Source organism: Prescottella agglutinans (assembly GCF_004011865.1).
Taxonomy (GTDB): Bacteria; Actinomycetota; Actinomycetes; order Mycobacteriales; family Mycobacteriaceae; genus Prescottella; species Prescottella agglutinans.
On record NZ_RKLP01000007.1, the window covers coordinates 149,653 to 161,699 of the forward strand.

A 12,047-nucleotide genomic window follows, 5' to 3' on the forward strand; every position below is an offset into this window, starting at 1 on the left:
CGGGACCACACCATATCAAGATCCATTCCGCGCACGGATGGTTTCCCGACTAGGCGCTGAATCCACGTTTGGCCTGGTAGATCGGTAAAAATGACCCTTCGGTCCGAATGGTCCGGACCCCTTCCGAGGGGGTCGGATCGAGGTGCCGCACGGTGCGACCCAGCCGCCTAGTCGGGCGACGGATCACGCTCCCGCGCGGCCGCCACAGTGCTCGGCCGGAGGTCCGTCCAGTTGCGGTCGATGTAGTCGACACAGGCACGGCGGGACGCCTTCCCGTGCGCTATCGCCCAGCCGGTGGGGACGTCGGCGAACGCCGGCCACAACGAGTGCTGGTTCTCTTCGTTCACCAACACCAGGTAGTCGGCCTCGGGGTCATCGAATGGACTTGTCACCACTTCACCTCTCGTTCGTATTCGACGCAGAGTGGTGCACACCACAAGTTAGATCGACTGCCCTACCGGGTTCGTTACACCATGCTAGGCGTCCCGAAGTCCCGTGTACGCAGATGCGCCCCGCGGATGGCTCACCTGTGACGGGAGAGCACCCACGGGGCGCACGGGTAGGGAAAGCGGCCGCGACCGGCGCGAGGGAGCCGTCAGCGCGACGACCCGACCAGCGCCTTCGCCTTCGCGAGGCGCTTGGTCAGACCCCACTGGGTCACCTTCAGCAGCGCCTCCCGGACGATGTTGCCGCTCATCTTCGACTCGCCCAGCTCGCGCTCGGTGAACGTGATCGGCACCTCGCTGACCGTGAAGCCTGCGTTGATCGCACGCCACGCCAGGTCCACCTGGAAGCAGTAGCCGTGCGACTCGACCGCGCCCAGATCGAGGGCCTCGAGGACCTCGCGCCGATACGCGCGGTAGCCGCCGGTGATGTCCTGGATCTTCACACCCAGCGCGAGCCGCGAGTAGATGTTGCCGCCGCGCGAGAGCCACTCGCGGTGCTTGGGCCAGTTGACGACGGTGCCGCCCGGCACGTACCGCGACCCCAGGACGAGGTCGGCGCCGGCGTCGACCTTCTCGAGCAACCGGTGCAGCTGCTCGGGCGCGTGACTGCCGTCCGCATCCATCTCGACGAGCACCGCGTAGTCGCGCTCGAGTCCCCAGCGGAACCCGGCGATGTAGGCGGCACCCAGGCCGTTCTTCTCGGTGCGGTGCATGACGTGGATGCGGCCGGCGTCGTCGGCCGCGGCCAACTCGTCCGCGAGGTCGCCGGTGCCGTCGGGGCTGCCGTCGTCGACGACCAGCACATGGGCGCCCGGACGTGCGGCGTGGAGCCGACCGACGATCAGCGGAAGATTCTCGCGCTCGTCATACGTCGGAATGATCACCAGGGTCCGGGTGCTGGGCTGTGCGCTTCCCGCTGTCGCCGCTGACATCGAGATCCTCCCTGCCGGTGCTGGCCGGCGCATTGTTCGTGTCCTCGACGGCGCAATCCGTCCGCTGCGTCGCCGTGCTCGGCGAACCGTCGCCCCGACGGCCGCGCACGGCGGCGAACACGAGGGCGACAGCGGCCCCGAGACACAGGACAACCTCCGGAATCGGGCCGAGCCGAGTAGCCAGCGTAGTACCGGTACGTAGTGAGACCTGCGACACAAGGGCCGCCGGCTCGAAAAGCGGGGTCTCCTGCGCCACCGAGCCGTCCGCCTCGATGATCGCGCTCACACCGCTGGTGGCTGCGACGACGACGTCCCGGCGATGCTCGACGGCCCGCACCCGCGACATCGCGAGCTGCTGGTAGGTCATCTCCGTGTCGCCGAACGTCGCGTTGTTCGTCGGGACCGCGATCAGCTGCGCGCCGTCGCGCACCGACTGGGTGAGGGCGCGGTCGAACGCCACCTCGTAGCAGGTGGCCACGCCGACGGGGATGCCGTCGGCGGTCACGACACCGTTGCCGTGGCCGGGCACGAAGTTGCCGGCCTGGTCCGCGTACGAGGAGAAGTGTCGGAAGAAGTCGCGGTACGGCAGGTACTCGCCGAACGGTTGGATGATCCGCTTGTCGTGCCGCTCGCCCGGACCCTGGTCGCCGTTCCACACGATCACCGAGTTCGTGGTGGTGTGATCGGGATTGACCAGGACCGCGCCGACAAGGATCGGCGCCCCCACCGCCTCGGACGCCGCGGTGATCTCGGCGGCCGCGTCCGCGTTGCGGAGCGGGTCGATGTCCGACGCGTTCTCCGGCCACACCACCAGATCGGGTTGCGGTTGCCGCCCGGCGGCGACGTCGTCGGCGAGCTGGAAGGTGCGGCGGACGTGGTTGTCGAGCACCGCGCGCCGCTGGGCGTTGAACTCGAGCCCCAACCGGGGCACGCTGCCCTGGATCGCGGCGACGGTGATCGTCCGGTCGCCGTCGGCGTCGGCGTGCACGTACGGCACCGTCGCCAGCGCCACGACGGACGCGCCGCAGGTGACCGCGATGGGTCCGATCAGCGTGCGCAGCGAGGCGCGCCGGGCCGCCACGAACGCCAGCGCGGCCAGCCCGGTCCCGGTGAGGGCCACCCCGAAGCTGAGCAGCGGGGCGCCGCCCAGCGCCGCCAACGGCAGCAGCCAGCCCTCCGGTTGACCGAATGCGAGCCGCCCCCAGGGGAATCCGCCGAACGGCAGCGTCGAGCGCAGCCACTCGGTGAGACTCCACACCGCGGCGATCGCGAGCGCCACCACCCACAGCGGGGCCCGCAGCCGGGCGACGAGCACCGCCCCGAGCCCGAACAGGCCGATGAACACCGCCTCGGCCGCGGACAGGGCCAGCCACGGCAGCGGACCGACGTACTCCCCGATCCACGGCAACAGCGGCACGAGGAACCCGAGACCCGCCAGGTAGCCGTAACCGAAGCCCGCCCGCAGCGTGCGGCCGCGGCGCCCGTAGTCGGTGAGCACCGCGGTCAGCAGCGCGACGCCCAGCGGCGCCAGGAACCACAGCGTCCGCGGCGGGAAGCTCGCGAACAGCAGCAGGCCCGACGCGACCGCCAGGACGCAGTCGCGCAGCGTCGCGGTCAGCGGCCGACGGCCGCCGCGGTCGTCACCGCTCATGGACGGTGACTCCGCGGTGCACCGACCGCAGGCACACCGGCGTGCGGGCGCCGTCCTCGAGCCGCGGCAGCGCGGGCACGCGGGAGCGGGGGTCGGTGGACCACCGCTGCACCGAGTCCTTGGGCGCCGAGACGACCAGTTCGTCGGCGTCCCAGATCACGTACGACGCGGGCGCGCCCGGCGTCAGGGTGCCGGCCATGCCGTCCCGGACGCCGCCGGCCCGCCACGCGCCGCGGGTCGCGGCCGAGAACGCCGCGCGCGGCGAGACGCCGCTGCCGGGAGTGTGGTGGTGGACGGCGGCGCGGAGCATCGCCCACGGGTCGATCGGGGTCACGGGGGCGTCGGAGCCGAACGCGAGCGACATCCCGGTCGAGGCGATGGGCGCGAACGGGTTCATCCCCGCGGCACGCTCGGCGCCGAGGCGCTGCGCGTACATGCCGTCGGGCCCGCCCCACAGAGCGTCGAACACCGGCTGCATGCTAGCGATCACGCCCCACCCGCCGAGCTGGGTGGCCTGCTCGGGGGTGACCATCTCCAGGTGCTCGAGCCGGTGACCGCGGGCGGCGAGCGCCGGGCCGCCGAGTTCGGCGGCGACGGCCGCGAACGCCGCGACGGCGGCGGTGACGGCGCCATCACCGATCGCGTGGAATCCGGCCTGGATGCCGGCGAGCGTGCAGGCGCGGACGTGCGCGGACACCGCGTCGACGTCGAGGTAGGTGTTGCCGTGTTCACCGGCGCAGTCGTGGTACGGCTCGAGCAGTGCCGCCGTCCGGGACCCGAGGGCGCCGTCGATGAACAGGTCGCCGCCGAGGCCGTGCGCACCGGTCCGGGCGAGGAGTTCGGTCGCCGCCTCCGGGGAGTCGACGGCCTCGCCCCAGTAGCCGCGCACCTCGACACCGTGGGACAGCGCGAGCAGTTCGCGGAAGTCGTCGAGCCCACCGATGTCGGGGCCGCCGCACTCGTGGACGGCGACGATGCCGTGCGCCGCAGCGTGGTCGAGGGCGGCGGTGCGGGCCGCCGCGCGCTGCGCCGGGGTGAGCAGGGCGCGCGCCTGGGCGCGGGCCAGGTGGTGCGCGTCGCCGGTCAGTGCCCCGTCGGGCGAGAAGCCGGTGGCCGCGGTCAGATCAGCGGTGGCCTGCCGCAGCGGGGTCGAGCACAGCGCGGAATGCGCGTCGATCCGCGTGAGGTACACCGCCCGGCCGGGCGCGGCTTCGTCGAGTTCGGCGGTGGTCGGGGCGTCGTCGGGCCAACGGGTGTCGTCCCAGCCCTGACCCCAGACGACCGCGTCGTCGCGCTCGCGCGCGAATCGGCGCAGCAGGTCGAGGCACTCGGCCTTGTCGCGGGCGCCGCCGAGGTCGAGCCCGGTCAACTGCAGGCCGAGGGCGGTCACGTGGACGTGGGTGTCGACGAAACCGGGTGTGACGAAGGCGCCGTCGAGTTCGACGATCTCCGCGTCGGGATGCAGCGCGCGGCCCGGACGGTCCTCACCGACCCAGACCACGATGCCGTCGGTGACCGCCATCGCGGTCGCGTCGGGTGCGCTGGGACTGTAGATACGGCCGTCGACCAACAGTTGGGTACTCACGGACGTCCAGTCTGCCTGTTACGGCAGCGCGCGGGGTCCCTGGGGCGGGGTGTCGGGCCGGAAGTCCGGGTACACGTCGACGACCTCGCCGTCGATGACGGTCCCCCGCCGGGCCCCGGCCGTGCGGGAGGCGAACTCGACACCGGTGAGGGTGATGTTCGCCTTCTTGCCGGCGAGCACCACCGCCAGCGGGCGCAGCGCCCACCGCGTCGGCGGCAGCAGCATCAACAGGCCGAGCACCGACGTCACCAGTCCGGGCACGAACATCAGCACCGAACCGGCGGCGACCATCGCGCCGTCCGCGACGGCACCCGTCGGCGATCCCTCCCCGCGCGAGGCGCGGCGGAATCCGTCCATCACCACACGCCATTGGGAGCGGACCAGGATCATGCCGACCGCGGATCCGGCGATCAGGAGCAACACCGTCCACAGCACGCCGATCATGGAACCCACCCAGATCAGGGCGCCGACCTCCACCACGACGTAGAGAAGGAACAGGAGGGCGATCATGGTGGATCCTTTCGGTGGCGGGCGCCCGCCGGGGTGTGGCAGGTGCTCTGACTGCTCAACGATCGACGGTCCCGGAATGCTCCCATGCGCTCGGATTCGATCCAGTAACGGTCTAACCCTAAAGTTGACGTATAGACTTCTCGCGTGGTGCAGTACGGGAACCGATCGGCTGGGAGGGCCGATCCCCCAGGGAGGAGTTCACATGTCACGACGCTTCGAGCGGGGCACCGCGCGCCGGGTGCTCGTCCGACTCTCCGCCGCGGTCGCGGCCACCGCGGCCGGCGCCGTGGTGTTCTCCGGGGTGGCCGCGGCCGACCCGGCACCGGCCGCGCCGCCGTCGCTGCAGGGTCTGCTCGGCGAGTTGACGAAGAACGCGCCGCAGGCGTCGGATCTGCTAGGTGGCCTGCTCGGCGCCCCCGGCGTGACGGAGATCATCGAGGGCGTCACCGGCCAGGAGGTCGGCACCACCACCGCGAAGGACTTCCTGTTCCCGGCGCCGACGTTCGGGTGTGGGGTCGCCGGCAACCCGATGACGGTGACCGTCGCGAGCGCGCAGGCCGGACCCAACTTCCCGCTCCCGCCGTGGATCGAGCGCGGCAAACTCCGCTTCCAGGCGGTGCCGGCGCACCTCGCGATCCCCAAGGAATCGGATCTGCAGGTGGCCTGGTTCAACACCACCACCCTGAAGGGCGGGGTCGTACCGCTCGACGATGCGGTGTTGAACGTGCCGACGCTGTCGAAGACCGTCGACACCGGCGAGGGCAACGTCCTGGCGGCCCTGTTCGGCCAGGTGAAGTACGAGTCGGGCACCACGTGCACCGCGCTCGGCACTGTCGGGCAGTTCACCGCGTAGGCGCCGATCTCCGATCCTGAAGGGTTCCTCCCGGTCGCCGGGAGGAACCCTTCTGTATTGCGCCCTGCGTATCGTCGCGGCGTGAGCATCAGGAGAAGCGTGGTCGTCGCCCTCGTGCTGGGGTCGGGGTTCGGTGCGGCGACATCCGTGATGAACGAGGTGGCCTCGCCGATGGGGGCCGTCGGGAGTCGGATCGCGGGCACGGTCTGGGCGTCGGTGGCGGAGATCGTCACGCTGCTCCTCGACGCCGGATGGGCGTGGGCGGCGCTGGCAGTGATCGCGGGTGCGCTGACACGGGACCGGGTGGCGGGCGCGGCCGCCGGCGCACTGGCTTTGATCGGCGCCACGACCACGTACTACCTATCCGATTCCGTGCTGCGCGAGGAACCGCTGGCCCTGTACGGACCCGAGCTGCTTCGGTGGTCGATCGCCGGCGCGATACTCGGGCTCGCCCTCGGAGCCGTGGGCGCGAGCATCAAGGACGCCGGAGTGATCGGCCTCCTGGCCGGACTGACGGTGCCGGTCGGGGCCGCCGTGCAGATGATCGTGTTGCCGCCCCACGCCGGGGCGGCGGCGGTGAACCCCGCCGCGACGTGGGCGCAGGGCATCGTGTTCGCGGCCGCCGCAGTGGCCGTCGCCGTCGTGACGGCCCGATTCGTCGCCGACTCCAGGCGCCGCCGGCGTGCCGGGGCGGGTGCCGGGGTCCTGTCGTGACGATCGGGTCGGGGCTTTGCCGGCCCCCCCGAACGCCGCTACTGACGCCGCGCCGATCCCGCTCCCGGCCGCACCAGCCCCGTCTCGTACGACAGCACGACGGCCTGGACACGGTCCCGCAGTCCCAGCTTCGCCAGCACCCGCCCCACGTGCGACTTGATCGTCGCCTCGGACAGGAACAGCTTCGCGGCGATCTCGCAGTTCGACAGGCCGCTCGCGACGAGGCACAGCACCTCGCGCTCCCGGTCGGTTAGGACGTCGAGGATCGCCGGGTCGCGGGACGGCGGCAGGTCGTCGCGGAGAAAACGGGAGATCAGCCGACGCGTCACCCGCGGGGAGACGACCGCGTCCCCCGCGGCGACGCTGCGGATCGCCGAGACCAGGTCCTCAGGCGGGGTGTCCTTGAGCAGGAATCCGCTGGCGCCGGCCCGCAGCGCGGCCAGCGCGTGCTCGTCGAGGTCGAACGTGGTCATCACCAGCACCTTGCTGGGGCCGCCGGCCGCGAGGATGCGTTCGGTGGCGGTGACCCCGTCGACCACGGGCATCCGCACGTCCATCAGCACGACGTCGGGTTGCAGTGCGTGCGCCGAGCGGACCGCGGCCGCGCCGTCCGCCTCCTCCCCCACCACGAGGATGTCGTCGTGGGCGTCGAGGACCATGTTCAGGCCCATACGCATGAGTTCCTGGTCGTCGACGAGAAGAACGGAGATCGGCACGGAACGAATCTAGTGGTTGGCCAGGTCCGGTCGCACATTCATTGGTCGGGGTCGAGCGGCAGTTCGGCCCGGACCGTCCATCCGCCGTCGGGCCGCCGACCGGCCTCGAGGGTTCCGCCGAGCACGGCGACCCGCTCCCGCATGCCGACCAGTCCGTTGCCGCTGCCCTCGAGGCCGGCGCGGACGACGCCCCGGCGGCGAGCGGCACTGCCGTACCGCACGCTGCCGTTGTCGACGATCTCGACCAGCACGTCGTGCTCGCGGCGGGCGATGTGGACCCACGCCTTCGGGTCGGCGCCCGAGTGCCGCAGGACATTGGTCAGCGACTCCTGCACCAGGCGGTGGACGCCGAGGCTCACCGCGGGACGGACGTCGTCGATGGCGCCGGACTGGGTCAGTTCCACCGCCAGCCCGGCCGCCCGCATCGTCTCGACCACCCGCGCGACACCCGCGGTGCCGTGCTGCGGCATCTCCGCCGGGGTCTGGGGTGTGCGCAACAGCGCGACGGTGCGGCGCAGCTCCGCCAGTGCCTCCCGCCCGGTGCCGGCGATGTTGGACAGCGCCCGCTCGGCCTTCTGCGGATCGCGGCGCAGGGCGTAGGACGCGCCGTCGGCCTGCACGATCATGACGCTGACCGCGTGCGCGACCACGTCGTGCAGTTCGCGGGCGATCCGGGTGCGTTCGGCGTAGACGGCGTCGTCCGCCCGGCGATCCCGCTCGTACTCGGCGATCGCCAGGCGCGTGGCGACCTCGTCGTCGTAGGCGCGGCGGGCGCCGATGAACTCGGCGAGGATCCACGACAGCGCGAACGCGAGGGCCGAGAAGATCGACGCGGCCAGCGCGTCCTGCTCGAGTAGCCGCACCGAGACGACGGTGTCGATCGCCAGACCGATCACGTAGTAGGCGGCCGCGCGGCGGCCCACGTACGCCACGAGGCTGTAGAGCGACACCGCGAGCGCGAACACCGCCGGGTGCGAGTTCTCCTCCGCGTTCAGGTCACCGGTCGCGTACAGCGTCAGCGTGCAGACGATCGACATGACGAGCACGACGGCCGCCGCGGCCCGCGGGTGCCGGCGGCGGCACGCGATCGGCAGGGACAGCCCGGCGCCGGTGAGCACGTACAGCACCGGCGCCGTCCGGCCGAACGCCGACGCGATCTCGAGCGCGAACAGCAGCCCCGCGAGCATCGCGTCGGCGACCATCGGCCGCTCCCGCAGCCACAGACTGAACCTCCGCATGGCGAGCAGCGTAGGAGGTCGGCGCCCGGTGGAACGAACCCGCAGGGGCTCCGCCGGTCAGCCGGGATACGACGCGGACATGACCAGGGCGCGCTGCGCGTCGGGCACGTGGCCTCGGAGGTTGTCGTCGATCCTCGGCCAGCGGGCCTCGCCGCCGAACTCGGCGCGGATGGACCAGTAGACCGCCCGCGCGGCCGCCCAGTCCTCGGTGGCCACGCGATACCGGAACGCCTCGATCACCACACCGCCGCTGATCCGGTCCGCGAGCGCGTCGGTCGTGTCGATGGCGCCGAGCGCGCGGACCGCCGTGTCCAACGCTGCGACCACGGCCGAGCCGATCGGCTCCGCCGGCGCTTCCCCAGTGATCTCGAACCACGGCGGAGCCCCGGACGCCAGGCTCTCGAGGCGGCACCGGAACTGGCAGTCGACCTCGCGTGGGCGTTCGGTGACCGTCTCACCGATGGTGGTCGCGAACTCCGCGGAGTAGACGCCGCAGTTCACGTAGAAGCGGACATTGCCGCCGGCGTTCCCCGAGGACCGTTGCAGCGACACGACATCGGTCAGGCCGCCCCGCACGCGGGTGAAGGCGAGCGCCCGTTTCCGGAAGCCGAGCCCTTTCAGGAACGGTCGGACATGGTCGCGCTCGACACCGTCGAAGCCCACCGACACCGAATCATCCACGGGCGCACAACCTACCAGCGGCCGACGACGAACCGGCCGGGCGACGCGCGCGTCAATCCGGCTCGGGCGCCGATTCCTCCCATCCGTCTCCGGTCCACGAGATGTCGACGGCGTATTCACTGTTGACGCCGATGGCCCAGTAGTCGACGGTGCCGTGGTCCGCCGAGTCGAGTTCGATCCAGCCGATCCGGAACTCGCCGCGCAGGATGCGCTGGGCGCGCCGGTCCAGCGCCCCGAGGGTGGCGCAGAGCCCGCGGACCCGCGAGTCGATCCAGTCCGCCGACGGATCCGGGACGGTGACCTCGAGGGTGCCCGCGTCGCGCAGCGGGATCTCGATCAGCAGCTCACCGCTGGGGCGTACCGCGCGTGTCACGTGACGCTCGTAGGCCCACAACAGGTCCCGCGGATCGTAGGGCGAGCTCACGGCGTCGGATCGCCCGGACCGGCGGAATCGGAACACGAACCCACCCTAGATGCCGAAAGCGCGGCCCTCGACGAGGATCGTCAGGCCGATCGTGATCAGGGCCACGGGCAGGACGACGTGGCCCCACCGGGCGAGCACCCGCGCGACGACCGGGTGCGACGCGAAATACCGTCCGGCGGCGCACCAGAGCGCGACACCGATCAGGAAGACCACGGCGAACACCGAGATCGTGGACACCGATGCGACGGCGAAAATCGGCACGTAGACCGCGATGTTGTCGCCGCCGTTCGCGAAGGTGACCGCGGCCACCTGCCAGATTCCCGGGCCCGTACGGGGTTCGGCGCCGGCCGACGGATCAGGGTCGTCGGGTTCGCCGCGGCGCGTTCGCCAGGCGCTCCACCCGGCCCGGAGCCCGAGGGCGAGCGGCACGAGCCCGAAGTACGGGAGCGCCTCGGGTGGGAGCAGCGCCGATCCGGCCACGGCGGTCGCGATCGAGACCGCCAGGATCGCGATGAACCCGAGGTACTGGCCGGCGACGACCCGAACGGCACCTCGACGGCCCGGCGCCTGCCCGAAGAAGACGGCGAGCACGACCAGGTCGTCGATGTTGGTCACCGCGAAGGTCCCGACGGCCTGACCGATCACTCCCGGACTCACGCCGTCTCCTCGTGCACGCTCGACATCGGCGCGGACACTACCGGGTTCGGATCCGGCGCCGACTAGGCTGAGCCGGTGATCGTCACCCACGGCGCTGTCCCGCCCGCTGCCGCGTCCGGCGACCCGGTCGACCCCGAGTTCACGGCGCTGCCGTTGCGCGCGTTGGCCGATGCCGCCCTGTCCGTCGCCCGCGCCGCCGGCGCGGAGCACGCCGATCTGCGGGTGCACCGCCTGGTGACCCAGTCGCTGCGGCTGCGCGACGCCAAGGTCCAGTCGGCCCAGGACGGCGTCGAGACCGGATTCGCGGTGCGCGTCGTGGTCGACGGCACGTGGGGGTTCGCGTCGCACGCCGAACTGACCCCGCAGCGGGCGGCGGCCGTCGCGGCGGAGGCGGTGGAGGTGGCCCGCGCGCTGCGCGTCCTCAACCGCGAACGGGTGGTGCTCGCACCGGAACCGGTGTACCGCGACGTCACCTGGGTGTCGGGCTGCGTGACCGATCCGTTCGCGGTCGCCACCACGGACAAGGTGGGCCTGCTCGCCGACTACTCGCGGCGCCTGCTCGACGCGGACGGCATCGACCACGTGACCGCGAGTTGCCTGCAGGTCAAGGAGCAGACCTTCTACGCCGACCTGGCCGGGTCGGCGATCACGCAGCAGCGGGTACGCCTGCATCCCGAACTCGAGGCCGTCTCGGTGGATGCCGACGCCGGCACCTTCGAGACGATGCGCACCCTCGCGCCGCCGGTGGGCCGCGGCTGGGAGTACGTGACCGGCACGGGTTGGGAGTGGGACACCGAACTGGCCGAGATCCCCGGGTTGCTCGCGGAGAAGTCCGCGGCACCCAGCGTGACGGCGGGCCCGACCGACCTCGTGATCGACCCCACCAACCTGTGGCTGACCATCCACGAATCGATCGGCCACGCAACGGAGTACGACCGGGCCATCGGCTACGAGGCCGCGTACGCGGGCACGTCGTTCGCCACGCCCGACCTGCTCGGCACCCTGCGGTACGGCACCCCGATCATGCACGTCACCGCCGACCGCACCGAGCCACACGGGCTCGCGAGCGTCGGGTTCGACGACGACGCGGTGGCCGCGCAGCGCTGGGACCTGGTCCGCGACGGCGTCCTCGTCGGCTACCAGCTGGACCGGGTGTTCGCGCCGCGACTCGGCCTGGACCGGTCCAACGGCTGCTCGTACGCCGACTCGGCGCACCACGTGCCGATCCAGCGGATGGCGAACGTGTCGCTGCAACCCGACCCGGCCGCGGACACGACCACCGCCGACCTGATCTCCCGCGTCGAGGACGGCATCTACGTCGTCGGCGACAAGAGCTGGTCGATCGACATGCAGCGCTACAACTTCCAGTTCACCGGGCAGCGCTTCTTCCGGATCCGGGACGGCCGTCTCGACGGGCAACTGCGCGACGTCGCGTACCAGGCGACGACGACGGACTTCTGGGGATCGATGGAGGCGCTCGGCGGGCCGTCTACGTGGCGCCTCGGCGGCGCGTTCAACTGCGGCAAGGCGCAACCCGGCCAGGTCGCGGCGGTCAGCCACGGATGCCCGTCGGCGCTGTTCCGCGGCGTCAACGTGCTCAACACCCGAACGGAGGGCGGGCAGTGACCACGAGCGGAGGG

General features: G+C 71.8%; 13 protein-coding genes. 3 read left to right on the top strand and 10 right to left on the bottom strand.

Going from position 1 to position 12,047, the window contains the following annotated elements; translation table 11 throughout:
* Positions 1-167: 167 nt before the first annotated feature.
* The 5 genes from EGT67_RS14560 to EGT67_RS14580 form a co-directional block, all read right to left on the bottom strand.
* Positions 168-395, bottom strand: a complete 228-nt coding sequence (locus EGT67_RS14560) for an MbtH family protein (protein ID WP_127916801.1) — start codon at positions 393-395, stop codon at positions 168-170.
* Between the two features lie 200 nt (positions 396-595).
* Positions 596-1,378, bottom strand: a complete 783-nt coding sequence (locus EGT67_RS14565; protein ID WP_127916802.1) for a polyprenol monophosphomannose synthase — start codon at positions 1,376-1,378, stop codon at positions 596-598.
* Positions 1,311-3,029, bottom strand: coding sequence for an apolipoprotein N-acyltransferase (gene lnt / locus EGT67_RS14570; RefSeq protein WP_127916803.1), 1,719 nt, complete (start codon positions 3,027-3,029; stop codon positions 1,311-1,313). The genes EGT67_RS14565 and lnt overlap by 68 nt, the downstream gene beginning before the upstream one ends.
* A complete protein-coding gene (locus tag EGT67_RS14575) occupies positions 3,019-4,614 on the bottom strand; it encodes an amidohydrolase (RefSeq protein ID WP_127916804.1) in 1,596 nt (531 codons plus the stop codon). The genes lnt and EGT67_RS14575 overlap by 11 nt, the downstream gene beginning before the upstream one ends.
* 18 nt (positions 4,615-4,632) lie before the next feature.
* Complete coding sequence (locus EGT67_RS14580) at positions 4,633-5,124, bottom strand: FxsA family protein (RefSeq protein ID WP_127916805.1); 492 nt, start codon at positions 5,122-5,124, stop codon at positions 4,633-4,635.
* Positions 5,125-5,326: 202 nt separating this feature from the next.
* Between EGT67_RS14580 and EGT67_RS14585 the strand changes: the two genes are divergently transcribed.
* Together EGT67_RS14585 and EGT67_RS14590 are read left to right on the top strand one after the other, a co-directional pair.
* The gene (locus tag EGT67_RS14585; protein ID WP_127916806.1) at positions 5,327-5,977 is read left to right on the top strand and encodes a hypothetical protein; all 651 of its coding nucleotides are present in this window, start codon (positions 5,327-5,329) and stop codon (positions 5,975-5,977) included.
* 81 nt (positions 5,978-6,058) lie between these two features.
* The gene (locus EGT67_RS14590; RefSeq protein ID WP_127916807.1) at positions 6,059-6,691 is read left to right on the top strand and encodes a hypothetical protein; all 633 of its coding nucleotides are present in this window, start codon (positions 6,059-6,061) and stop codon (positions 6,689-6,691) included.
* Positions 6,692-6,729: 38 nt separating this feature from the next.
* Here EGT67_RS14590 and EGT67_RS14595 read toward each other — a convergent pair whose 3' ends face one another.
* From EGT67_RS14595 to EGT67_RS14615, 5 genes are read right to left on the bottom strand one after another with little or no spacing between them, the layout of a single operon-like run.
* Positions 6,730-7,407, bottom strand: a complete 678-nt coding sequence (locus EGT67_RS14595) for a response regulator (RefSeq protein WP_127916808.1) — start codon at positions 7,405-7,407, stop codon at positions 6,730-6,732.
* Between the two features lie 38 nt (positions 7,408-7,445).
* Positions 7,446-8,645 (bottom strand): sensor histidine kinase, encoded by a 1,200-nt coding sequence (locus EGT67_RS14600; protein ID WP_127916809.1) that lies wholly within the window; start codon positions 8,643-8,645, stop codon positions 7,446-7,448.
* A gap of 57 nt (positions 8,646-8,702) precedes the next feature.
* A complete protein-coding gene (locus tag EGT67_RS14605) occupies positions 8,703-9,326 on the bottom strand; it encodes a DUF4304 domain-containing protein (protein WP_164877570.1) in 624 nt (207 codons plus the stop codon).
* Positions 9,327-9,378: 52 nt separating this feature from the next.
* A complete protein-coding gene (locus tag EGT67_RS14610) occupies positions 9,379-9,750 on the bottom strand; it encodes a hypothetical protein (RefSeq protein WP_241566039.1) in 372 nt (123 codons plus the stop codon).
* A gap of 45 nt (positions 9,751-9,795) precedes the next feature.
* Positions 9,796-10,407: a cadmium resistance transporter gene (locus EGT67_RS14615; RefSeq protein WP_127916812.1), complete on the bottom strand. Its 612-nt coding sequence runs from the start codon at positions 10,405-10,407 to the stop codon at positions 9,796-9,798.
* A gap of 75 nt (positions 10,408-10,482) precedes the next feature.
* Here EGT67_RS14615 and EGT67_RS14620 point away from each other — a divergent pair, with 75 nt between their 5' ends.
* Positions 10,483-12,033 carry a TldD/PmbA family protein gene (locus EGT67_RS14620; protein ID WP_241566040.1) on the top strand — a complete coding sequence of 517 codons (1,551 nt, stop codon included), beginning with the start codon at positions 10,483-10,485 and terminating at the stop codon, positions 12,031-12,033.
* Positions 12,034-12,047: the final 14 nt, after the last annotated feature.